This window comes from Rhodococcus sp. 1168 (assembly GCF_002091955.1).
Taxonomy (GTDB): Bacteria; Actinomycetota; Actinomycetes; order Mycobacteriales; family Mycobacteriaceae; genus Rhodococcoides.
In genome coordinates this window covers 68,393-91,804 of the sequence record NZ_MKKY01000039.1, presented here as the reverse complement: position 1 = coordinate 91,804, position 23,412 = coordinate 68,393, and the positions used below count along the sequence as shown (strand labels likewise).

At 63.1% G+C, this 23,412-nt stretch carries 20 protein-coding genes; 4 read left to right on the top strand and 16 right to left on the bottom strand.

Annotated elements, in window-relative coordinates; all coding sequences use genetic code 11:
* Positions 1–25: 25 nt before the first annotated feature.
* The 5 genes from tsaE to glmS form a co-directional block, all read right to left on the bottom strand.
* On the bottom strand, positions 26–511 hold the full coding sequence (gene tsaE, locus BJI47_RS06930) for a tRNA (adenosine(37)-N6)-threonylcarbamoyltransferase complex ATPase subunit type 1 TsaE (RefSeq protein WP_088943063.1): 486 nt from the start codon (positions 509–511) through the stop codon (positions 26–28).
* 19 nt (positions 512–530) lie between these two features.
* Positions 531–1,571 carry an alpha/beta fold hydrolase gene (locus BJI47_RS06925; RefSeq protein WP_088943033.1) on the bottom strand — a complete coding sequence of 347 codons (1,041 nt, stop codon included), beginning with the start codon at positions 1,569–1,571 and terminating at the stop codon, positions 531–533.
* Entirely contained in the window at positions 1,568–2,764 is a 1,197-nt protein-coding gene (alr, locus tag BJI47_RS06920; protein WP_254900432.1) for an alanine racemase, read from the bottom strand. Before alr ends, BJI47_RS06925 begins: the two co-directional genes overlap by 4 nt.
* Positions 2,765–2,892: 128 nt before the next feature.
* A complete protein-coding gene (locus BJI47_RS06915) occupies positions 2,893–4,326 on the bottom strand; it encodes an NAD(P)H-hydrate dehydratase (RefSeq protein ID WP_088943031.1) in 1,434 nt (477 codons plus the stop codon).
* Positions 4,327–4,362: 36 nt separating this feature from the next.
* Complete coding sequence (gene glmS / locus BJI47_RS06910) at positions 4,363–6,225, bottom strand: glutamine--fructose-6-phosphate transaminase (isomerizing) (RefSeq protein WP_088943030.1); 1,863 nt, start codon at positions 6,223–6,225, stop codon at positions 4,363–4,365.
* 111 nt (positions 6,226–6,336) lie between these two features.
* On the opposite strand from glmS, the gene BJI47_RS06905 reads away from it, so the two are divergent.
* Positions 6,337–7,191, top strand: coding sequence for a dienelactone hydrolase family protein (locus tag BJI47_RS06905; RefSeq protein WP_088943029.1), 855 nt, complete (start codon positions 6,337–6,339; stop codon positions 7,189–7,191).
* Between the two features lie 6 nt (positions 7,192–7,197).
* Here the strand turns inward: BJI47_RS06905 and BJI47_RS06900 are convergent, their stop codons facing one another.
* From BJI47_RS06900 to BJI47_RS06890, 3 genes are read right to left on the bottom strand one after another with little or no spacing between them, the layout of a single operon-like run.
* Complete coding sequence (locus BJI47_RS06900) at positions 7,198–7,515, bottom strand: hypothetical protein (RefSeq protein WP_088943028.1); 318 nt, start codon at positions 7,513–7,515, stop codon at positions 7,198–7,200.
* The gene (locus BJI47_RS06895; protein ID WP_125458669.1) at positions 7,512–9,491 is read right to left on the bottom strand and encodes a hypothetical protein; all 1,980 of its coding nucleotides are present in this window, start codon (positions 9,489–9,491) and stop codon (positions 7,512–7,514) included. The genes BJI47_RS06900 and BJI47_RS06895 overlap by 4 nt, the downstream gene beginning before the upstream one ends.
* The gene (locus BJI47_RS06890; RefSeq protein WP_088943026.1) at positions 9,488–9,808 is read right to left on the bottom strand and encodes a type VII secretion target; all 321 of its coding nucleotides are present in this window, start codon (positions 9,806–9,808) and stop codon (positions 9,488–9,490) included. The genes BJI47_RS06895 and BJI47_RS06890 overlap by 4 nt, the downstream gene beginning before the upstream one ends.
* Positions 9,809–9,957: 149 nt before the next feature.
* Here BJI47_RS06890 and BJI47_RS06885 point away from each other — a divergent pair, with 149 nt between their 5' ends.
* Positions 9,958–10,998: an LLM class F420-dependent oxidoreductase gene (locus BJI47_RS06885; RefSeq protein ID WP_088943025.1), complete on the top strand. Its 1,041-nt coding sequence runs from the start codon at positions 9,958–9,960 to the stop codon at positions 10,996–10,998.
* A 37-nt stretch (positions 10,999–11,035) separates the two neighbouring features.
* Here BJI47_RS06885 and glmM read toward each other — a convergent pair whose 3' ends face one another.
* From glmM to eccCa, 8 genes are all read right to left on the bottom strand, one after another.
* Positions 11,036–12,373, bottom strand: coding sequence for a phosphoglucosamine mutase (gene glmM, locus BJI47_RS06880; protein WP_088943024.1), 1,338 nt, complete (start codon positions 12,371–12,373; stop codon positions 11,036–11,038).
* 110 nt (positions 12,374–12,483) lie between these two features.
* Positions 12,484–13,020, bottom strand: coding sequence for a 30S ribosomal protein S9 (rpsI, locus tag BJI47_RS06875; RefSeq protein ID WP_084348454.1), 537 nt, complete (start codon positions 13,018–13,020; stop codon positions 12,484–12,486).
* On the bottom strand, positions 13,017–13,460 hold the full coding sequence (gene rplM / locus BJI47_RS06870; RefSeq protein ID WP_088943062.1) for a 50S ribosomal protein L13: 444 nt from the start codon (positions 13,458–13,460) through the stop codon (positions 13,017–13,019). The genes rpsI and rplM overlap by 4 nt, the downstream gene beginning before the upstream one ends.
* Positions 13,461–13,624: 164 nt before the next feature.
* Entirely contained in the window at positions 13,625–13,972 is a 348-nt protein-coding gene (locus BJI47_RS06865; RefSeq protein ID WP_088943023.1) for a TraR/DksA C4-type zinc finger protein, read from the bottom strand.
* A 134-nt stretch (positions 13,973–14,106) separates the two neighbouring features.
* Complete coding sequence (locus tag BJI47_RS06860) at positions 14,107–14,397, bottom strand: WXG100 family type VII secretion target (RefSeq protein WP_084348455.1); 291 nt, start codon at positions 14,395–14,397, stop codon at positions 14,107–14,109.
* A 91-nt stretch (positions 14,398–14,488) separates the two neighbouring features.
* On the bottom strand, positions 14,489–14,797 hold the full coding sequence (locus BJI47_RS06855) for a WXG100 family type VII secretion target (RefSeq protein WP_088943022.1): 309 nt from the start codon (positions 14,795–14,797) through the stop codon (positions 14,489–14,491).
* A gap of 165 nt (positions 14,798–14,962) precedes the next feature.
* Positions 14,963–16,576, bottom strand: coding sequence for a type VII secretion-associated protein (locus BJI47_RS06850; RefSeq protein ID WP_125458668.1), 1,614 nt, complete (start codon positions 16,574–16,576; stop codon positions 14,963–14,965).
* The gene (eccCa, locus tag BJI47_RS06845) at positions 16,573–20,571 is read right to left on the bottom strand and encodes a type VII secretion protein EccCa (protein WP_176224707.1); all 3,999 of its coding nucleotides are present in this window, start codon (positions 20,569–20,571) and stop codon (positions 16,573–16,575) included. The genes BJI47_RS06850 and eccCa overlap by 4 nt, the downstream gene beginning before the upstream one ends.
* Positions 20,572–20,814: 243 nt before the next feature.
* Between eccCa and BJI47_RS06840 the strand changes: the two genes are divergently transcribed.
* On the top strand, positions 20,815–21,804 hold the full coding sequence (locus BJI47_RS06840) for an LLM class flavin-dependent oxidoreductase (protein WP_088943061.1): 990 nt from the start codon (positions 20,815–20,817) through the stop codon (positions 21,802–21,804).
* Positions 21,805–21,941: 137 nt separating this feature from the next.
* On the top strand, positions 21,942–23,408 hold the full coding sequence (gene eccD, locus BJI47_RS06835; protein WP_125458667.1) for a type VII secretion integral membrane protein EccD: 1,467 nt from the start codon (positions 21,942–21,944) through the stop codon (positions 23,406–23,408).
* Positions 23,409–23,412 lie beyond the last annotated feature (4 nt).

The following is a 23,412-nucleotide window of genomic DNA, read 5'->3' as shown; positions in this document are numbered from 1 at the left end:
TCACAACGGGCCTGCCGCGGCACCGTCAGTCCTGCACCGAATGTTGGACTCGGTTCAATTCGACGTATCTGTCATCGGTGTCGAGATCGCGTCGAATACGGACCGACACATGAGAATCGGTGAGCTTCTCGACCAACCCTTCACCCCATTCGACGACGACCACGGCAGCCTCCAGATCGGTGTCTAGGTCCAACGCATCCAGTTCGTCGAGGGCAGACTGGCCCGTCATTCCCAGCCGGTACGCGTCCACGTGAATCAACGACACGGGGACAGCACCGTTCGGCCGAACCCCGGCCCGGTGTTCGCGCGCAATGACGAACGTCGGCGAGCTGACCCTGCCCTGTACCCCGAGCCCGGACGCAATGCCACGCGTCATGGCGGTCTTCCCCGCACCCAGCGGTCCATCGAGAATCACGAGGTCGCCGGCGACGAGGGTTTGAGCCAGCCGGTATCCGAAGTCCTCCGTGTCGGCCGCCTTCGGCAAGGTCAGTGAGCGCCCGTCGAAATGCAATGTGGACGGCGACGTGGACTCAGCCAATGCCCCTCCATCCGCTTCGTCGACGTGCCCGCACGGCGCTCGCTCGGGTGAGGAGGCGGACGAGGGCGGCGTTGACTTTGTCCGGAAACTCGAGCTGCACGAGATGACCGGCTTGAGGAACCCGAACCACCTCTGCTTCGGGCAGCGCTTCAGCCATCGCCAACGTGCTCGCGAGCGGGATTATCCAGTCTTCGTCGCCGCACATGACGGTCACCGGAATGCGGGTCAGGTGCGACAACGCATCCTTCTCGTTGTGCAGCTCGAGGGTTTTCAGGAAGTTGACGATCGTCACCACGGAAGTGTCGTCGATCATCGATTGTGAGAACGCGACCAAGCGCGGACTCACCCGCGTTCCGTACGACGCCGCACGTAGCACCGGCGAGATAAGCGCCCGCACAGTTCCGCGTCCGAGCTGGACCACGCCAGGCGAGGCGCGGACGGCAAGGCGAAATGCATCGATGACGGGATTGTTCAGGCTTTTACCCAGGCCCGTTTCGGCCAGTCCAGCCGCCGTCGTCGATAGCAAGGCAACGCCGATGACCCTTTCCTTGACCAAGTCCGGACGCTGACGCGTCAACGACAGAATCGTCATTCCACCCATCGAGTGGCCGATGAGGACGAGATGACCGCGCGGTGCCACTGCCCGAATGACTGCGTCGAGATCGGATCCGAGCTGTTCGATGGTGCAGCTTTCGGGCGTCGGTTCGCCGGACTTGCCATGGCCGCGCTGGTCGTAGAAGACCATTCGGACCGACGAGCCCCACTCTTTCTCCAACGCTTGGCGCTGAAAGTGCCACGAGGACATGCGAAGGCAGTACCCGTGTACGAAGACCGCGGTGATAGGTGCGTCGGTGGGCCCGACTTCGCGAACCGCGAGTGGAACTCCGTCGTCGGCGGTGACGATCGATCCGCGATCGGCGTCCATCAGCTCGAGGTTCTCATTGGCCAGAGGATCCTTGTTCGAACGCAGCACGGTTTCGCGCAGGGCTATCCCGACGCTGTTGACTATGCCTAGATGTCCGAGCAGATTCATCGGGTTACCTCACCGGAAGTCTTCCCCGGCTGCCCCGCACCGAGACCCCGGTACGACCGGCGTACACGGCCGCGAATTCCGGTCACTATCTCGTAGTGGATGGTGTCCAACCGATCCGCCCAGTCCTGTGCACGCGGTCCCCCGCCGTCGCCGGATCCGAACAGGATCGCGGTATCGCCTTCGGTGACCCCTGCCCCGCTCGGCCCGAGATCCACCACGCACTGGTCCATGCATACCCGCCCGACCGAAGGAAACAGTCTCGAACCGATCTGGACGTCGAAACGCCCGCTCAGATGGCGCACCACTCCGTCGGCATATCCCATCGGGATGAGCGCAACCGTGGTGTCCTTCCGAGCAGTCCAGGTGTGCCCGTAGGACACACCCTCACCGGCCCCGACCTTCTTCACCAACGCTACTGGCGCCGACACCGTCATCGCGGGTCGCAGGCCGAAATCACCGAGTTCGGGTATCGGCGACAACCCGTACATCGCAATACCGGGCCGGACCATGTCGAAACGGAGATCGGGACGAGTAACAGTGGCCGCCGAGTTGGACAGATGTACCCGCTCGGACTGCAGACCGGCTGCACGCACGCGTGCGAGCGCGGAACGCAAATTGTCCGCTTGGCGATCGTTGGCAGGATGCTGCGGACTGTCCGCGCACGCCAGATGGGAGAAGATTCCGCGTAAATGGACGGTCTCCTCCGAGACCGCCCTACCCAGTGCCTCGATCACCTCGTCCCACTGTTCGACGGGAATCCCGTTTCGGTTCAAACCGGTGTCGACCTTCAACGACACGACGGCGGGGACGTGCGCAATGCGAGCGTCGGCTACTACTGCCGACAGTTGGGCTGCCGAGGAGACACCGATCCCGACCCCAGCCGAGATCGCCGGAGCAAAATCGGTGTCGTGTCGGTGCAGCCAGGCAAGAATCGGGGCAGTGATGCCGGCCCTGCGCAGTGTGAGCGCTTCGTCGATTGTCGTGACACCCAGTTCTTCGACTCCCGCGTTCAGCGCCACTGTTGCAACCGCCAACGCACCGTGGTTGTAGCCATCCGCCTTCACGACGGCCATCATCGAAGCGTCACCAGCGTATTCACGGAGCACAGCGACGTTGTGGGCGATCGCGTCGAGATCGATGGTGGCTGTCGCACCTGTACCGGAGCCCACTGCTGTCACGTCGTCTACCGGCACGAGTTCGCTGTCCACAACGTTCGATGATGCCACTCGCAAGACATGACTCCGTACTCGGTGCACCGAGGTCCTCGTTCCACTTCGCGCCGATCGTGACCGGAAACACTGTAGCCGTCTGATCCGACGCCTCACACCGTGACGGAACGCAGAATTCGAATGGCCTCGGGCAGCGCGGACAGGAGAGGACCAGCCGAGATCGGTGCCGCGAACTCGCCGCCGGACCCATGCGCGGCCGTCGCCGCCGCCAACGAGTGCGCCCGGGCACCACACGCTGCAGCAACGGACGCTTCGAGGCCGGTGGCCAGCAACGCCCCCAGCACTCCGGACAGAACATCTCCCGATCCTGCCGTCGACGCTGCGGATCCACCCGCATCATTGACGAAGACCCTGCCATCCGGGTCGGCGACCACCGTCGCTCGGCCCTTGAGCAGAACGGTCACACCCCAGTTCGATGCCAGCTCACGCACCGCAAACACTTTGTCTGTGCCGGGCATCCGGCCGGTCAACCGCTCGAATTCACCGGCATGCGGTGTCAGCAACGTCGGTGCCGAGCGCGAGCGAACCAGCTCTGGTTCCGACGCCAGAACGGTCAGGGCATCTGCGTCGACCACCACGGGCAGATCGGAGGAGAGGATGTCGGACAACCACTCCCTCGATCTTTCCCCGGTGTCGAACCCGGGACCGACCACCCATGCCTGCACGCGTCCAGCACTAGACGGATCGGCCGAGACGATGACCTCGGGATAGTGGGATACAACCTCAGCTGCCGCGCTCCCCACGTACCGCACCATGCCCGACGTCGCGGCCACCGCCGCTCCGGTGCATAACAATGCAGCCCCCGGATATCGCTCACTGCCCGCGGCGATCCCTACGACACCCTGCGAATACTTGTCGTCCTCGGCTGCAGGAATCGGCCAGAGGGCGCCGACGTCGGCAGGCTCCAACGCGCGAATGTAGGGATCGGGCAAGGTCAACCCGATCTCCACGAGTTCGACTCTGCCGCAATGCGGCACCGCAAGCACATGCACGGGTTTGCGCGCACCGAAGGTCACGGTCACCGCAGCTCGAACAGCTGGACCGTCCACGCCGCCCGTCGTCGGATCGACACCGCTGGGAATGTCAGCGGACACGATCGGAGCATCGAGTGCGGCAACGATGGCTGCCGCATCGGAGCGCAGCGGCCCGGTGCCGGAGATGCCGACGATGGCATCGATGACCAGGTCGGGATTGTCCGGTGCAGGAACGACCTTGCCTCCGGCGCGCCGAAACGCCGCAAGGCCTTCCGGGTGCGTGCGGTCCGGCTTCAGCAGGACCGCACTCACCGCTACCCCACGGGTGCGCAGGATGGCACCGGCCCACAGTCCGTCGCCTCCGTTGTCACCGGACCCGACGAGAATGCTCACCCGCCGACCGGCGACCCCGCCTGTCCGGCCCGCCAACTCCCGCGCCACTACCGTCGCCAGACCGTAGGCTGCACGGCGCATCAGAACCCCCGGCGGCAACGCCTCGAGGAGGGGTCGTTCCGCGTCGCGAATCTGCTCAGGCGTGAAGTAGTGCCGCATAAACAGTCTCCCGTCGGACGTTCACGTACGTTGCTCCTACTCGACAGTGACGGACTTCGCCAGGTTCCTCGGCTTGTCGACGTCGTATCCCCTGCTCTGGGCCACTTCGGCAGCAAAGACCTGCAGTGGCACAGTCGACAGCAAAGGCTGCAGGAGAGTCGGAGCCACCGGGATCTCGATCAGATGATCGGCAAAGGGACGAACAGCTTCGTCGCCCTCCTCCGCGATCACTACTGTTCGAGCACCACGAGCCTGGATCTCACGAATGTTGCTGAGCATCTTCGAGTGAAGAACCGCGCGCCCCTTCGGCGAGGGCATGACCACGATTACGGGCAACCCGTCCTCGATCAGCGCGATGGGACCATGTTTGAGTTCACCTGCAGCGAAGCCCTCGGCGTGCATGTAGGCAAGTTCCTTGAGCTTGAGGGCGCCTTCGAGTGCCACCGGATATCCGACGTGGCGGCCGAGGAACAGAATCGTCGGCGAAGTTGCCAATTCTCGTGCAAGCTCGCGCACCGGTTCCACCGCATCGAGCACTTTCTGCACGAGCTCGGGCATCGCTTCGAGATCTGCGAACTCCCGTGCGACTTCGTCGGGGTACTTCGTTCCGCGAGCCTGCGCCAAGGCAAGCCCGACCAGGTAGTTGGCAGTGACTTGAGCGAGGAATGCCTTGGTCGACGCGACGCCGATCTCTGGACCCGTTCGCGTGTACAAGACTGCGTCGGCCTCGCGCGGAATCTGCGAGCCGTTGGTATTGCACACGGCGAGAACTCGCGCGCCCTGATCTTTCGCATGGCGCACGGCTTCGAGCGTGTCCGCAGTTTCGCCGGACTGCGAAATCGCGACCACGAGCGTGGATCGATCGAGGACCGGATCTCGGTAACGAAACTCGCTGGCGAGTTCGACCTCGACCGGAATCCGCGTCCAGTGCTCGATGGCGTACTTCGCAAGCAACCCGGAATGATAGGAACTTCCACACGCTACGACGAATATCTTGTCGACCTCACGAAGTTCCTGATCCGACAACCGCTGCTCGTCCAAGACGATCCGCTGATTCTCGAAATGCCCGAGCAAGGTGTCCGCGATGGCAGTGGGCTGCTCCTGGATCTCCTTGAGCATGAAGTAGTCGTAGCCACCCTTTTCTGCCGCAGCCAGATCCCAATCGATATGGAAAGGGCGTCCCGACGCCACGTTGCCGTCGAAGTCGGTGATCTCGTATCCACCGGCTGTGATGACGACTACCTGGTCCTGGCCGAGTTCGACAGCTTCGCGCGTGTGCTCGATGAATGCAGCCACATCCGAACCCACGAACATCTCGTCGACACCTACGCCGACGACCAGCGGCGTCGACCGACGCGCGGCGACAATGGTGTCGGCATGATCGGAATGGGTGAACACGAGCGTGAATGCGCCCTCGAGTCTGCGCAACACCGCTTTCGCGCTGGCGACGAAATCGCCCTTCGTCGGGCCCTCCTCATACGCGCACGAGACGAGGTGGACTGCCACCTCGGTGTCGGTGTCACTGGAGAACTCGATGCCCCGGGCTTCGAGTTCGGCACGGAGTGGTCCGAAGTTTTCGATGATCCCGTTGTGCACGACCGCGACCGATCCCGACACGTCACGATGTGGATGCGCGTTTCGATCGGTCGGCCGACCGTGAGTTGCCCACCGGGTGTGACCCATGCCCGTCGACCCGACGAACCTCTCGGCGCCGACTTCTTCCAGTTCGGCCTCCAGATTCGCCAGCCGACCCGCCTTGCGTTCGACGGCAGTGTTTCCGGCACCGTCGAGTATCGCAATCCCCGCTGAGTCGTATCCCCTGTATTCCATACGCCGAAGCGCCTCGACCACTACACCCAGAGCTTGGCGGTGGCCGACATATCCCACGATTCCGCACATGGTGCTTGAGGGTACTCGGAGACCGACGGAGATCCTCGCGGGAGAACGCGAGAAGCTCTACTCGGCCCCGTACCCCCGCCGGTCACACCCGATCCGATAGCGTCTACACCCGTGGCGACACCAAAGAAGCTCGCAGCAGAACTCAGCAAGCGCGGTCCGCACAAAGTGCTCCGCGGCGACCTCGCCCTCGCCGGTCAACCCGGCGTCGTCTACACCCCGGCGGAGGGCTACAACCTGCCCGGAGTTGCCTTCGGGCACGGCTGGCTCCTGCGCGGCAACCACTACACGAACACCCTGAAGCACCTTGCGTCCTGGGGCATCGTCGCCGCGGCGCCCGACACCGAACGCGGGCCGCTTCCCTCACACCGCGGTCTCGCCGCAGACCTCGGCACAGTGCTCGACATCATGACCGGAGTGCGGTTGGGAACCGGCGATATCAGTGTGCACCCCGACAAACTCGCTGTTGCCGGCCACGGCATGGGAGCGAGCGTCGCAGTTCTCACAGCCGCATCACGCTCGGACATCAAAGCCGTCGCCGCGCTCTTTCCGGCACCGACGGTGCCGAGCGCGGAGGACGCAGCACAATCCTTGTCGGTGCCCGGTCTGGTGCTGGGAGATGCAGCCATGACCGATTCCCTGAACGACAACACACTCGCCCTCGCCGGCGCCTGGGCAGGGCCCTCGACCTTCCGACGCATCGACAAAGCGTCGTCCGACGGCATGGTCGAGGGAAGACGGCTACTCAGCCCCCTCGGCTTCGGCGGTACCGAGAAGTCGACGGTCGAGATCGTCCGCGCGCTACTGACTGCATTCCTTTTGTTCCACGTTTCCGGCGACAAGAAGTACGAAGAGCTCGCCGGTGCAGCGGAATTGAAGAACACGCGAGTTATCGATCCCCACGCACCGATTGCGGAGCAGCCGAAGCCGAGTGCACTCTCGGCTGTGCGTGCAGTGATCGGTCGCTGACTCTCTTCACCTCAGCCAGCTCGAAGGCGGGTCGTCCTCGGCCCGGGTTGCGGGCACCGCTTCCTGCACCCGCGTATCCAGATTCGCAGGCACCAGATACGACCGGTATACGTCCACGGATCGATCTTCCTCGACGTTCTCGTTCGACACTCCACTCGATCCCGGACGTGTGCCGTGATCGTCGATTGCAGCCGGTGACGGCACGACGCCTGCCGCCGCACGCGCTATCGTGTCGAGTCGATCCGATACCAGATTCAGTGCGGCACGGTGCTCGGCCCGCACGCGCTGAATTTCGTTTCTCCACGTGTTCGCACCGCTGGTCACAGCGGCCCGGCTTCGGCAAGGTGTGCACCTGAGTCGAATGATGGTCTCCCTGCGTCCAGATCCGTCGCTGTAGGTGCCGGACCCTCTGCCGGTGTCCGGGGTTGCGACGGAGTGTGTATCGGCGGTCCTGTCGGGACGGCTTCATCCTCGGCACTCCCCTCGTCCGGCGCGCACATCTGAGGTAAAAAACCTTCGGGTTCGGAATCCTCGGACGTACCGACGTCCGGTGCGACGGGTGCAGGCTCAGGCTCGGGTACTTCAGGCGGAACAACCGATGACTGCTCTGCCTCCGGTTCCGCCTCCGACTCCTCTACGTCCGATTCGCCCGCAGGTCGGTCCGGATCTCGTTGTTCGGGGATAACGTGCACGGGGAGCGACTGTTCGGGCATTCGCTGTTCGGAAGCCGATCCGGAGGCCGCGGGCGGAGCTTCGAGAGTTTCGACGATCACGGGAAGTCCGAGCGGCCCCATCCGAAGTTCGAATCGGCGTACTCCGCCGTCCGGGCTGCCGAGTTCCAACAACACCCTTCCATCTTGTGCCACCGCGATCTTCGCGCGGTGCCCATCGAATTCGGCTTCGAGATGCCCTCGTTCAGGCGACATTCCACCCGAATCCGGTCCCGCCGGGTCAGCAGTCGACAGAGGTGTGTCGGCGCTCGCTGGTTCCGCATCGACCTCGGTCGGCTCCACGGAAGCTGGTGCATACCGCTCCGGCACAGACTCACTCGAAATCGCGTCCTCTCCTCGATCGTTCGGCGGGGCCGCTGTGCCACCGGCCTCGGAATCGAGAATGCGATCTATAGCCGACCGAATGTCGGCAGTGAGCGGTTCCAGTGCACGTTGCACCGCCGACTCGATTGCTGCCACCGAGTCGGGTGCGCGGGCTGAACCGGAGAGGCCAGTGCCACTTCCGGTGTCGATGTCCGGACTCCGCTGCGGTTGCGAAACTGGAATGCTACTGGCCGTGGGGGCTGTTGCCGGCACAGCCTGTTGCGGTGGTGCGGACTGCGGCGGAACGGGCAGCGGCTGAACGGGCAGCGGCTGAACCGACTGTGCCAATACAGACTGTGGAACGGTGCACGGGGCCGAAGCCTGGGGATCCTCGGGCGCAGTTCGACGCCCAGGGTCGGGTCGGTCTAGGGCCGAGTCGTCCAGATCGGTGGACGGAATTTCGGAATCGTCGATGGCCTCCGCCACGTTCGCCACGATTGCCAGCAGGTCCCGAACGCCAACGTCGGTGGCCGTGCAGATTTCCATGAATGCAAGGCAGGTCTCGGTGACCGCCGGCCGGAAAACATCGTCGAGCCACGAATCGCACACGCTTTGAACCTTGCTCAGGCCGACACTGTCGAGGGGTACCCGGGTGTCGACCACCTCCGCGACCTCCGGCAGCGCAGCCTCGACCGCAACCAGAAAGGCATTCGCGACCGGACCGATACCGCGGAAAGAATCGAGCTCCAGACCGGCGACGTACGAAATCGCGTTGATCGACTCCACCGGTTGGCCGCCGACTCGAGAGAAGTCGATCGATCCCACGACGGCCGCCTTGTCCCGTACGAGATCACCGATGACATCTGCCGCGGTGTTCATCGATTGGTAGAGCTGATCGATCGAGTCCACACGCGAGAGCGCGCACTGCAGGTCCGATTCCAGATCCGACATCGCAGCCTCACCTGCTGGGCCCGACCACGAACGGCCCAGCACCGCGCACAGACGCCGCTGTTCCTCGATCTGCGAGCGTGCAACCTCGAGCACTCGGCCCAACACGTCGGCATCAGCAGTCAAGGCCGCAATATCCAACCCTCGTTGCTCGTCGTAGCGTGCGCACATTTCGGCGTACGTCCATTCCGGAGAACCATCGATCCGATACAGCGTCGGGAGGTGACGTTCGAAATACAGCAAGCCACGGGCGCCGCCGTCGAGAAGGCTGTCGATAGAGACCACAGACTCCACGCCCGGCATCGTCGGTGATGTCATCGAGGCGATTCGATTCGGTGTTCGTGCAGGGACGTCGACAGCTCTTCGTCGACAAATCGATATCCGTCGACGGTGGTACGGAGCCGGTCGGCGGTGTCTTCGGACGCCTCACTCCAGCGTCGTAGCGATGACCCCACAAGTCCGCCGGCTGCTGCAATGCGCACACCGAGGTCGCCGTAGATCCGGCCGGCGACCGCCGGACCGAACGTGAGCCCGCTCGCAAACTCGGCAGCCGACGAAATTTCCTGGGCGCTGTCGCCGAGACCTCCGGCCACAGCACCGACTGCCTCCGCATCGATGTCCAACTCGTCACACATCTCGCACACCACGCTTCCACGTCCGTCGGGCGAAATACCCCTGTCATGTTCGACGCAGCCCGCATGGGATCGGTTCCCTCCGGTACCGGTAACGTCCCAGGCATACAGCTCGGGTTACAGATAACACGCTCACACCTGCGAGGAGTCTCATGCATATCGGAACCACGCTCAACTACTCGGGCGGATTCAAAGAAACCGTGGCCGAGGTAGAAGAACTCGAGAAGTCGGGCCTCGATATCATCTTCGTTCCCGAGGCCTACTCCTTCGACGCTGTCAGCCAACTCGGCTTTCTGGCGGCGAAGACGTCGACGATCAAGATCGCGTCGGGCATCTTCCAGATCTACACCCGCACACCATCGTTGACCGCGATGACTGCGGCCGGCCTCGACTACGTCTCCGACGGTCGCTTCGTTCTCGGCCTCGGCGCGTCCGGCCCCCAGGTCGTCGAGGGTTTCCACGGCGTGAAGTACGACGCGCCCATCGCCCGGACCCGCGAGGTCATCGAGATCTGCCGTCAGGTGTGGCGTCGCGAGAAGGTTGTCCACCAGGGCAAGCACTACCAGATCCCCTTGCCCGCAGACAAGGGCACTGGCCTGGGCAAGCCGCTCAAATTGATCAATCATCCTGTGCGCGAGAAGATCCCGGTAGTCATCGCCGCACTCGGACCAAAGAACGTCGAGCTCACTGCAGAAATCGCCGAGGGCTGGCAGCCGATCTTCTACTTCCCGGAAAAAGCGGATCAGGTGTGGGGAGACGCGCTGAGCGCAGGCAAGGCCAAGCGAGACCCGTCCCTGGGCGACCTGGAGGTCTTCGCAAGCCCGACTCTCGCCATCGGCGAGGACGCGGAGAAGTACCTTCCGTGGGTCAAGCCCCACCTCGCCCTGTACATCGGCGGAATGGGCGCCAAGGGAAAGAACTTCTACAACGATCTCGCTCGACGGTACGGATACGAAGCCGAGGCCGAGAAGATTCAGGACCTGTATCTGGCAGGCAGAAAAGAAGAAGCAACCGCCGCGGTGCCCGACGAGCTCGTGCGCGCCATCAACCTGATCGGGCCGGAAAGCTACGTGAAGGAACGCGTCGCGGCATTCGCCGAGGCCGGAGTCACGACACTGAACGTCCTACCCCTGGCTGAGAACACCGCAGGCCGTGTCGCACAGTTGACCGCGCTTCGTGCTCTGACGGATTGAGTCGATCGAGAAACACTGAGCTCCGGGACGGCCCGAGTCAGACCTGCCCGACCCGATTCGCCAACTCCTCGGCGAGTCGACGGGCGAGGTCCGGCTCGGCCGCCTCCACCATCACCCGCACCAGCTGCTCGGTACCGCTGGGACGCAACAACACTCGACCGGTATCACCTAGCATGCGCTCTACCTCGGCCACACCTTCGAGCACCGAAGGTGCGGTCGCCACAGCTGCCTTGTCCGATACCTTCACATTGATGAGCACCTGCGGAAGCGTGGTCATTGCCGAGGCCAGATCAGCCAAAGAACGACCGGTCTCTGACATTCTGCCCATGATTCGCAGCGCGGTCAGAGTTCCATCACCGGTGGTCCCGAACTCGGGAATGACTACGTGGCCGCTTTGCTCGCCCCCCAAGGCATAGCCCCCAGATCTCAAATCCTCGAGAACATACCGGTCACCTACTGCTGTGGTACGCATCTCGATATCAGCGGCGCGCATCGCGATGTGCAGACCGAGATTGCTCATGACGGTGGCGACCAGCGTGTTCTCGGTGAGCTCGCCGGATTCCTTCATTCCGATGGCCAGTACCGCCATGATGGCGTCGCCATCGACAATGCGTCCGGAGGCGTCGACGGCGAGGCATCGATCGGCGTCGCCGTCGTGAGCGATGCCCAGGTCCGCTCCATGGGACACCACGGCCGTCTGCACATCTTCCAAGTGCGTGGATCCGCAGCCGTCGTTGATGTTGAGGCCGTCCGGGTCCGCGTTGATCGCGATCACCTTCGCCCCAGCTTCGGCGTACACCGAGGGTGCGACGGCGGACGCAGCGCCGTTCGCACAATCGACGACCACGGTGAGCCCGTCGAGCCGAATCGGCAGTGCCGAACCGAGATGCGCCGCGTATTCCTCGGCAGCACCCGTCATCACTCGGACGCGCCCGATACCCGAACCTGTAGGTGCGGGCATTGCACCGTCTCCGGATACGAGGGTCTCGATTCGATCTTCGACGTCATCGTCGAGCTTGTGACCGCCTGCCGCGAAAATCTTGATTCCGTTGTCCGGCATCGGATTGTGGGAGGCGGAGATCATGACACCCAGTTGCGCACCGCGCGCCGATGTCAGATACGCAACGGCGGGCGTCGGGAGGACCCCGACGTCGAGCACGTCGACTCCCGACGCGGTCAGACCTGCGGTCACCGCAGCTGCGAGCATCTCACCACTCGCTCGCGGGTCGCGACCCACCACCGCGACGGGGCGTTCCGTCGCTGAAGCCGATGTCAGTACGGTTGCGGCCGCCCTGGCCACCCTCACCGCCAACTCCGGAGTCAACAGGCCGTTGGCCAGCCCCCGCACGCCATCGGTACCGAACAGTCGAGTCATCTGGAGTTCATCCCCCTTCGCCAGAACAAAAAATTGATTTTCAAACGCCGCGAGGGCAGGCATCCGAGAATTCTGGACGCCTGCCCTCGCGGGTAGAACTGTAAAGAACGTCAGCGCTTGGAGTACTGCGACGCCTTACGTGCCTTCTTCAGACCGTACTTCTTGCGCTCCACCGAACGCGCATCACGCGTGAGGAAACCGGCAGCCTTGAGCGGCGGACGATCTTCCGGGGTGAGCTCGATGAGGGCGCGCGCGATAGCCAGACGCAATGCGCCTGCCTGTCCGGACGGGCCGCCACCGTGAAGCAGGGCGACGATATCGAAGGACTCTGCCCGATCGACGAGGACCAACGGAGCCTTGATCAGCTGCTGGTGCACCTTGTTCGGGAAGTAGTCTTCGAGGCTACGGCCATTGAGCTTGAACCCACCGCTGCCCGAGGAGAACCGCACGCGAGCGACGGCTTCCTTACGACGACCGACCGTCTGGATCGGGCGATCGAACAGGATCGGTGCAGGCGCTGCAGCAGCGGCTTCGATCTCGTCGACTACCTCAGGCTCTTCGACAGCCACGAACTCGTCCGCGGCGATCTCGACGACCTCTTCGGTGTTCTCCTGCGACGTCACGTCATTTCCCTCCGGCGCCGTCACTGGGACACCTGCTTGATCTCGAACGGAACGGGCTGCTGAGCTGTATGCGGGTGGTTCGGTCCCGCGTAGACCTTCAGCTTGCCCGCGATGGCACTGCCGAGCTTGTTCTTGGGGATCATGCCGATGACGGCTTTTTCCACGAGTCGATCGGGGGTCCTCTCGAGAACCTCGCCGACCGTGCGCGACTTCAATCCGCCCGGGTGGCCGGAGTGGTGGTAAAGAAACTTGCCATCGCGCTTGTTACCGCTGATGGCAACCTTCTCTGCGTTGATGATGACGACGAAGTCGCCACCGTCGACGTTGGCTGCATAGGTGGGCTTGTGCTTGCCACGGAGTAAGTTGGCTGCCTGGACGGCGAGCCGACCGAGTACAACGTCCGTAGCGTCGATCACATGCCAAGTCCGGGTGGTGTCCCCGGCCTTCGGGCTGTATGTAGACACAGAAATTCCTGTCTTCATGATGTCGCTGCTGGCCAAGACGTGTCTATCCCCTCGGCGGCCAGTTGAGACCCGAGAGCAAGTGATCGCCGCACAACGCGCGCGACGATCTCATCCACGCCATCGTGGGACAATACCGGTTGGAGCTGCAGCAGGTCAAAACGCCTTCACCGAAGTCGCACGCAATCTATGCAGCGCCGAGCCGCGGGGAGCGCCTCCAAGCGGGGATCGGCGATAGCCGAACCGCACCGCTCGCACACTCCATAAGAACCCGATGCGACGCGTTCCTGAGCTGCATCGAGCTCACGGACTTCATCCTCTGCATCACGCGCCAGCCCGATCACCTTTGCTCGCTCGAAGGCGATCGTCGATCCTTCCGGATCGTGCTCGTCGTCATCGGTGGTCCACTCGGAGCCCGCCACGATCACATCGAACTGTGCACGCAAAGACTCCAGCCGACTCTGCGCGGCACTCCGCGCATCGGCTATGAGCCTGCGTGCTTCGGCGGGGTCCACGCTTCCACCTCACAGGTACGACGACGTGGAAGCAACCCGAGACGAGTGCCGATCAGTACTCGGGTGTGGTCCCGCGGACACCGCACAGCCCCGGCATCGAGCGCAATGCCGGGGCACATGGCAGCACGACTACCTCACGAGAAACGGGACCGGTTCATAGCTTCCTGTTCCATCATCTTCTGGTTGCCGGAGTTGACCGCGCCGATCAGGCTCTGCAGGACCGTGGTGAGCTCGGTCTGCGCCGAGTTCCATTCCCCTTGCTTGACTTGGTAAGCGTCGGCATCGGCACCCTGCCACGTCGCAACGAGAGGTTGAATCGAGGACTTGATCTCGTCGAGTTTGTCGTTGAGCGACTGCCATTTGTTGGTCATACCGCCGGCCAGATCGGTGATCGAGCCGAAGTTGTATCTGATTTCGCCGTCCATAGTCAGTTCCTCGTTTCCGTTCGGTGATGCAAGTGGTGGACTCTCGTGAGATGTGTTCGAGTGCTTCGCAATCGCGAAGCACGCTCGGACATCACAGGTTCAGCGTGCCCGCGACTGCATTGATCGACGAGACGTTGTCCTGCTCGGACTGGTCGTACTCGATACCACTGGTCTTGATCGACTGGCTGATGCCCGCGAGCGCATTCTCGAGTTTGAATGCGCTCGAATCCCAGTTGGTCATGACCTGACCGAACGAGGTCGACGCCTGTCCTTTCCAAATTCCCGATGCCGCAAGGTCGACATCCGAGCGAAGCAGCCTCAGCAGCCCTCCGATCTGGTCACGAAGGCCGTCGACCTTTGCGGCCACGGCGATCATGGTTTCGATATTGGCTTCTGCCATGTCAACTCCTCGATGTCTTCGGTTCCGGGTACTCGGTCGAGTACCCGGACTGGGCAGCGGTTCGCCTTCGGAGCACGTGCGATTCCCCCCTACATCTGGTTGGACGCACGCACGATGCCCTTCGGTTCCATGGTTGTGAAAATTTTTGAACGAATCGTTCCCAGTTCACTCGGGTGCGACCGTCAAAGTGGAGACGACCCCGGCGCATTCGGCATCGAACAGGTGTTGCTCACCACGCCGACTCTGACAACCGATGCTGATCTGCAGATCGTCCTCGACGAAGATCTGCCAGTTCACCGTCGAGTCGATATCAGGAGATTCTGTGTAAGACAACGCGACTCGCCCGTCGACATCCCTCGCCCGTATCAGGTCGCCGAGCACGCCATCGGAAGCACGGGCAGCCACCATCGCGGACAGGTCGTCGGCAACTTCGTCGAACGACGCATCTGGACGCAGAACGGTCGTAGTGATCACGATTCTGCGATCGGGCAGATCCGACGGCACGAGAATCGATCGCTCGGCCTCCTCCCGGTGCGACCAACCGTCCGGAATCCGAAGTCCGACGCGGCCGTAGGTGTATTTCGTCGACGGTCCGTCGCCAACTCCTCTCGACGCCGAAGTAGTGGGTGCGGCAGTGCTCGGCGTCGGTGAGGTCGAGGTTGCAGGACCGGCCATCGACGCGGACGGGATGGTCACCGATGCTGCCTCCGCGCGGGAGGGGTCAGCGAGCCGATCCGGTTCTCCACGCATCGAGACGACGGCCACCAACACCGCCGAGCTCATCGCCAGCGCGACCGCCACCGCTGCCGCCTGCTTCACCTTCCGACGACGCCGAGCACCCGACACCGCGCCGGTATCGAACTCTTCCAGCCAGGCTGCTGCGCGGACAGGCATGGGCGTCATCCTCGCCCAGCGATCCTCCGGCTCGCCTTCGAAGCTCTCCGACGAACCAGCTTCATCCGCTGGATCCGCCCTCGACTGCCCCAGTCCGTCTGCTGGAATCGAGAGCCCTGCGCGAGCCGCCATGGACCGAACGATGTCCACCCCGCGCAGTCGGTGGACCCGATACGGTGATTCGTCGAGTACCTTCACGTCACTGCCAGCAGTCGTCTCCAGTACGAATACATCCACCCCCTCCCGATGGCGTTGCGTGGCAACGAACGACGAGACCCGGTCGAGAATCGAAGCCTCGGCCCCTCGATCACCACCCAAGTCACGCGTGCCCCGCACATCCCATCTGCAGGTCCTGGTGTAACCGCCTCGGCCATCGGCGGTGACCGCACACACCACCGATTCGAGTTCGGCCAGTTCGACGACGATGGCGTACGAAGGCGCTCGCTGACCCGCGGAGTGGGCTGCCGCGCTCGCCGCATCGACCACGATCACCTCACGCGCCAGAGGCATGGCGGCAGCGCGAACTTCGCGCACAGCAACGGGACCCCAGTGCGAGGGGCATGCAATTTCGAGGACGTCGACGATCGGGGGTGCACCGGCCGCAGCGAGCGATGCATCGAGGACACCGTGCACCACCGCTGCCGTGGGTAGAACGGTCGAACCGACGAGGCACTCGGCGTCGTCGACGAAGCTCATGGGGTTGGAGTGCGTCACCTCCGATGAGGTATCGCGTCCGAGTTCGGCGACCAGGTACTCGGGCGTTCCGTCACGCATCGACACCGTAGGTCGAAACTCGAACTCGGCCGAGCCGAGCCCCGAAACCGTCAACACCGACACCGGGCCGTCACCGAGACTTACTGCTGCGTAGCTGCTTTCGCTGATCATCGCGCTGTCCACGCCAGCTGAACGAGCGACTGGCCTCGCCTGTCGACCAGCGTGCCACGCCCGGGCGGCATGGCGCTCGGCTTGACCGAACCGATCAGATTCCCCTCGTCACGACTGCCGCTCATGACCAGACCAGGCGACACGAGATCGCGCATACGTGAAATGACGGGGTCGTACAACGCTCGCGATGCCCCGCCCGATCTCCGCGAGACAATCACGTGCAACCCGATGTCGCGGGCATGTGGAAGGTACTCGACGAGAACGGTCAACGGGTTTCCCGTCGATGTGGCCACCAGGTCGTAGTCGTCGACGATCACGAAAATCTCCGGTCCACTCCACCAGGTCCGCTCACGAAGTTGCTGCTGGGTGACGTCGGGCCCAGGCATCCGATCGGCGAGTTTGGCGGCGAGCTCGGTCATCATCGTCATCAGAACCGCCTGCGAGGCTGCATATCCCGCGAGATGGTCGGTGTCGACGGTGCCGAGCATCGTGCGGCGGTAGTCGGCGAGTATCAATTTCACCTGCGCCGGCGTATTGGCCTCGACAAGCGAAATGCAGATCGACTCGAGCAACGCCGTCTTCCCGCACTCGGTGTCACCGAATACCAGGAAGTGCGCTTGCTCGGCGAAATCGAGTGTCACCGGATCGAGTTCTGCCTCATCGATTCCGATGGGAACCCGCAATTCCGGCACCGGCCCGCGTGAGCGTGGCCAGCGGCCGACAAGTAGATCGACAAGCTCACCTCGCGGCAGGCTTTCGGGAAGCATGCGCACAGGTGGCACCGAAAGACCGACGTAGGCCTGCGCAACAGCTGCCACCGCATGCTGAATGCCGACACCGAGATCGACGGTCGACGGCGCGCCGTCGACACGCGGCAATCCGACAAGGAGGTGCAACCCCTCCTTCGTGATTCCGCGACCGGGCCTACTGTCGGGAACCCGTGCGGCCTTCACTCTCCCGAACTCGGAATCGGACGCATCACCCAGCTTGAGTTCGATCCGGGTTCCGACAAGATCCTTGGTTGCCGGACGAATCTCGGCCCACCGCGACGCGGTGAGGATGAGGTGAACGCCGTACGACAACCCCTGCGCTGTCAGCGCGGCAAGCTGAGGCTCGAGAGCTTCGAAGTCGGATCGAATACTGCCCCAGCCATCCACCACCAGGAAGACGTCTCCGAAACCATCCTCGTCGTCGATCAATTGCTCGGCGCGACGACGACGAAATTCGACGATCGAGTCGATACCCCGTTGTTGGAATACTCTCTCGCGTCGTCCGATCACTGCCGCGACTTCGGCGACCGTCCGTCGAACCCGGTCGACGTCCAGCCTGCTCGCGACCGATCCGACGTGGGGAAGGGAGGCGAGTCCGCCGAGCGTTCCTCCACCGAAATCGAGGCAGTAGAACTGCACCTGCGCAGGAGTGTGGGTCAGGGCGAACGACATGATCAGTGTTCGCAGCGCTGTCGACTTCCCGGACTGTGGCCCTCCGACGATCGCGAGGTGGCCTTGGGCCGCCGACAAGTCCACCACCAGTAGATCGCGCCGTTGATCGAATGGGCGGTCCACTATGCCGATCGGTGCCCGTAGCGATGCGATCGCCGCAACCGGTGCCGACAGAACCGAATCGGGAATCATTCGATCGAGCGTGGGCGGTAGATCGAGCGGCGGCAACCAAACCTCGTGGGCCGCAAAACCGCTGCCCTGAAGTCGTTCGACCACGACATCGAGCACCGTTCGGCTGTCGGGCCTGGCTTCTTCCTCCTGCAGGTGCTCGTCGTACGGGGCGCCGATATCGTCGACCGACGGTTCGACCGCATCCGTCTGCACCGGATAGGCGCTGAAGATCCGCGGTCGAACCGTCGCAGAACTGTCGCTGATCCCCCGTACCGCATCTCGAGGGCGAACGTAGGGCCCGGACACGTATGCAGCTGCGAAGCGAACGATCTCGGCAGAATCGCATTTGAGATACCCGGCGCCAGGTTGTGCCGGTAGATGATACGCATCCGGAACGCCGAGAACCGAGCGAGACTCGTTGGCAGAGAACGTCTTCAACCCGATCCGATACGAAAGGTGACTGTCCAGCCCGCGCAGCTTCCCTTCCTCCAAGCGTTGACTCGCCAGCAGAAGGTGCATGTGCAGCGACCGCCCCAACCGCCCGACAGCGACGAAGAGATCTGCGAACTCGGGCTGTTGGCTCAGCAACTCCGAGAACTCGTCGACGACGATGAACAAAGCAGGCAATGGAGCGAGCGCGGCACCGGCAGCCCGTGCCTTCTCGTAGTCGGACACATTGGCGTAGTTGCCCGAATCGCGGAGTAGCTCCTGACGGCGATTCATCTCCCCCGCAATGGCGTCCTTCATCCGATCGACCAGCGACAGGTCTTCGGAGAGGTTGGTGATCACCGCAGCAACATGTGGCGCCTCCTCGAGACCGGCGAACGTCGCACCACCTTTGAAGTCGACGAGTACCAGATTGAGCTGGTCCGGGTCGTGTGTGGCGATGAGACCCAGGACGAGTGTCCTGAGGAATTCCGACTTCCCCGAACCTGTTGCGCCGATGCACAATCCGTGCGGCCCCATACCGTTCTCGGCCGACTCTTTCAGGTCGATCTCGACCGAGCTTCCGTCGGGTGCAATTCCGATAGGTACACGAAGGCGATCACGGCCCCGACGGGTCACCCACGCCCGACTCGGGTCGAGGAGACCGACGTCGGCGATTCCGACAAGATAATTCCAGCTCGAGATCGAGTCAGTATCTTCTCCGCCGGAATCGATACCGACATCGACTGCGGTTCGATACGGAGACAGCCTTCGCGCCACGGTTTCTGCCTGTGCGACGCTCATCGCGTCCGAGACCCCGAATACCTCGACGCGTGAGCCGCTGACTGCACCGATCGAACCGTTCTCGGCGAACAGACGAATGCCTCGACTGGCGGCAAGTCCGGTGCAGAAGTCGGAGAGATCGACGATCGTCACCGAATCGACCCCGGTTCGCGAAAGATCGGTCGCAGTGTTGTCGAGTAGGCCACCGTCGACGATGATCACGAGCTGCGGGACTCCCGCGGACGGCGAGCCTCCACGGGCGAATCTGTTGCGCAGCGAGAGGTGTTCGCCGAGCGAGGATTCGAGTTCGAGGAACGATCCGTAGATCATCCGTGCAGTGCCGACACCGTCCCTGGCTACATCGTGCTGAGTGTGGGGAAGCCATTTGGTCCAATCCCAGAACGCAACCGTATCGAGGCCGCAGACCACTGCGAGCCGCAACTGGTCGGGATCGTGGAACATACAGAGCGCCGCCACCATCGAACGGACCATGGCCCGCGAGGAATCACGATCGCCGGACACGGAAATGGCAGCGAATCCGCGAAGCGACACCGCGGTGGGGAGACTCCCGACAACGGAATGTGCCCGTACGAACCGCCGCAGTGACACCGCAGAGACGGGTTCGAGTTCTTCGACCGGCCCAGTCTCCGGGGGGACGAGACGCGTCGCCAGTCGCTGGTCTCCTCTACCTATCCGAACATGGCAGAAGTCCGGATCCGAGCTTCGGCGCTCCCACATCCGCGGAGAGCCCGCATACGACCACAGAATCTCCGGGTCAGGGTGCGACCACTCGAGCGCTTCACGCTGGCTGGTCGCGGTGGTTGCCACGTCTCTGCGTAGTTGGTCGAGGTAGCGCAGATAGTCCTTGCGGTCTTCGTTCGACTCCGCTGTTCTGGCGCCACCGCCGCGGCCACCACCGGCGACCATGCCCAGCATCGATACCAGCATCATCGCCGGAAACATCAGCATCATCGGGTTGGCGGCCATGCCGGAGGTGAACATCAACGCGACCATGCCGACCATTGCTGCCACCATGACCAGCGGCATGAGCTTCATCAGCAAGTTTCCCGGGACCACCCGAGGTATCTCCGGCGGCGTCTGAAGCGTCACTTCTCCGCCTGGAGTGCGCGGTACTTCACGCCGCGCACCACGAACGAACCGAACAGTATTCACGCCTCGATGCCCCCACCGGTCGGTATCCCCATTACCGCGCATACTTCACGTTTCCCCAACGAGCAGTATGTTTCGCGAAAGGCTAACCCATTCGGTGCTCCACTGCCACCGACCACACGCTGCTTACCGAGGCGGAATAGGACTACCTCTCGCACGGTTGATTACCGGAGGAAGTGAGTACTCACACTCTTACCGGTGTGTCACTTCGTACTCGAGCTCCTCCGCGAAAGGCAGGCGTACACCGTGTCCGTTCCACTCTCGATTCTCGATTTGGCCTTCATCGGCGAAGGCGAGAGCGTCAAAGACAGTTTCGACGCCAGCGTGGAGCTCGCGCAGCGAGCCGAAGAATGGGGCTACCAACGCATTTGGTATGCCGAGCACCACAACATGACCACAATCGCCTCGTCGGCGACCAGCGTTCTGATCGGGCACGTCGCTGCGAACACCAGCCGTATCCGGTTGGGATCCGGTGGCGTGATGCTGCCCAACCATGCTCCGCTGACCATCGCGGAACAGTTCGGCACCTTGGCCACTCTGCACCCTGACCGGATCGATCTCGGTCTCGGACGTGCACCCGGCAGCGACCAAGCCACCATGCGTGCGATGCGCCGCGACCCGTCGTCGGCCGAGCGATTCCCGCAAGATGTGCAGGAGCTGCAGGCATACCTGTCAGACGAATCGTTGATTCCCGGAGTGCGCGCCACCCCAGGAGCAGGGACGCACGTACCGCTCTACATTCTCGGTTCTTCGCTTTTCGGCGCCCAGTTGGCCGCCGCGCTCGGACTCCCGTTCGCGTTCGCATCGCATTTCGCACCCGACGCACTCGAGCAGGCCGTCGCAATCTATCGACGTGACTTCAAGCCATCAGCGCAGCTGGAATCGCCACACGTGATTGCAGGCGTCAATGTCATCGCCGCCGATACCGACGAGGACGCTCAGCGACAATTCCTCGCCACCAAGCGAAGCCGAGTGAGCCTACTTCTCGGTCGCGGCCGTAAGTTCACAGACGAAGAAGCCGATATGTTGCTCGATTCGCCCCAGGGACGCCAGATCAACCAAATGACGACGTATTCGGCAGTCGGCACGCCCGAGGTAGTCCGTGAGTACTTGGATGGATTCGCGCGCCACGCGAACGCCGACGAGCTGATCGTTGCATCCGGCGTCGTGGATCGACACTCGTGGTTGCGCTCGTTCGAGCTCCTCGCCGATGTCAGCGAACTGGCCCCAGTCTGATCTCGACATCCCGCTTCCACTTGGTTCGCGGTAGCTGACACATCCTTCAGGGCACGGGGACGGTACAGTCTCTCGCTGCCGGCATTCGTGCGGAATGCCCGCGGCGATTGCCGCAAATCAATTCCGGGGGGAACTTGATGCCAGGGAACGAGCATCGGCGTTCGGTCGGTGCGTCCGAGCCGATCGCGGCGATGGAGCTGTGCCGACTGACGATTCTCGCCCGATCGGTGCAAGTGGATATGGCGCTTCCCACCGATGTGCCGATCGCGCTGCTGATCCCGGGAATCGTCGATCTGGCCGGGAACCGCGCAGTGCGCGGCGAGGGAGCAGACACCGAGAGCAGTCGGCCGGCGTCGTGGGTTCTTTCCAGAGTCGGACAACCGCCGCTGGAGGCGACACAGACGCTGAGCGACGCGGTTGTCCGCGACGGTGAACTTCTTGTCCTCGGCGATGCCGACTCTCCCGCGCCGTCACCGCTGTTCGACGACCTTATGCATGCCGTTGCAGTGTCGGGAGCTACCGAGAGTCGACTGTGGACGCCTCGGACTGCCCAGTCGGTCGGGTTCGGTATCGCCGCTGTCGCACTTCTGATTGCCTGTTCAGGTCTTCTTCGAGAGCCGTTGTCTCGGGGTCCCGGGTATACCGCGGATATCTTCCTTGCTATCGCAGCTGCATTTGTCGGACTGCTGTTCTTGGTCGCCGGCTCGATAGTCGGACGTGCCTACTCGGACGAGCGAACCGGAGTTTTCTTGTCGGGATGCGCTCTGCCACTGATGTTCACCTCGGGTGTACTTTTCGTGCCAGGTGCGCTGGGCGGTGCGCATCTGATGCTCGGTGCCGCTGTCGCGGGAGCGGTCGCGGTACTTGCCCTCCGCCTCGGCGGACACGGAGAGGCATTTTTCACCGGTATTGCTGCGCTTTCAGGCATTGCTGTTTCAGCTTCTGCGGTAATGCTGTTCGGCTCTCTTTCACCGTCCGCCATCGGTGCCGGCGCCACCGCAGTGGCGTTGTTGGGGCTTGCCGCCGCACCAAGGATGTCGATGATGCAGGCGCGAATGCCGTTGCCGCCGGTGCCGACCGCTGGTGCATCGCTCGACGGAGAGAGCGAAGCGGATTCGCATTCATTCCAAGATCTGGAGGACGTGTCACGCGCAGCCCGTAGCTATTTGACCGGTTTTGTCTGCGCTTGTTCGGCTGCCGCGACCGTCGGGGCGCTCTGTGCGGCATTTGCCGGTCATCCGATTGCCGAGATCTATTGGCCAGGAGTCGTCCTGGCGTTGCTGACTGCGTTCGTCCTCGTCCTTCGCGGTCGCACGTTCGCCGAACTCGACCATGCAGTCCCGGTTGTTGCTGCCGGATCGTTCATCGTCCTCGCGGTGTCGACGGCATCGATGTTTGCCATCTCCGATCGACCGGTCACACCCTTCGCGGCTGCCATCGGTGTCGCTGTCATAGCACTCGTCTTCGGATCGTTCGTTCCACAACGCGAGTATTCGCCGGTGCTCCGACGCGCCGGAGAACTCGTCGAGTACGCGGCGATCGCTGCGATCGTTCCCATCGTCTGCTGGGTCTGCGGCTTGTACGCCGCGATGCGCGGGTTGTGAGAGC

Coding starts and splice junctions, on each gene's coding strand:
- BJI47_RS06925 (WP_088943033.1), bottom strand. CDS start 1,571: ATGAATCTGCTCGGACATCTAGGCATAGTCAACAGCGTCGGGATAGCC.
- BJI47_RS06915 (WP_088943031.1), bottom strand. CDS start 4,326: ATGCGGCACTACTTCACGCCTGAGCAGATTCGCGACGCGGAACGACCC.
- glmS (WP_088943030.1), bottom strand. CDS start 6,225: ATGTGCGGAATCGTGGGATATGTCGGCCACCGCCAAGCTCTGGGTGTA.
- BJI47_RS06895 (WP_125458669.1), bottom strand. CDS start 9,491: ATGACATCACCGACGATGCCGGGCGTGGAGTCTGTGGTCTCTATCGAC.
- BJI47_RS06890 (WP_088943026.1), bottom strand. CDS start 9,808: ATGTGTGACGAGTTGGACATCGATGCGGAGGCAGTCGGTGCTGTGGCC.
- BJI47_RS06885 (WP_088943025.1), top strand. CDS start 9,958: ATGCATATCGGAACCACGCTCAACTACTCGGGCGGATTCAAAGAAACC.
- glmM (WP_088943024.1), bottom strand. CDS start 12,373: ATGACTCGACTGTTCGGTACCGATGGCGTGCGGGGGCTGGCCAACGGC.
- BJI47_RS06860 (WP_084348455.1), bottom strand. CDS start 14,397: ATGGACGGCGAAATCAGATACAACTTCGGCTCGATCACCGATCTGGCC.
- BJI47_RS06855 (WP_088943022.1), bottom strand. CDS start 14,797: ATGGCAGAAGCCAATATCGAAACCATGATCGCCGTGGCCGCAAAGGTC.
- BJI47_RS06850 (WP_125458668.1), bottom strand. CDS start 16,576: ATGATCAGCGAAAGCAGCTACGCAGCAGTAAGTCTCGGTGACGGCCCG.
- eccD (WP_125458667.1), top strand. CDS start 21,942: ATGCCAGGGAACGAGCATCGGCGTTCGGTCGGTGCGTCCGAGCCGATC.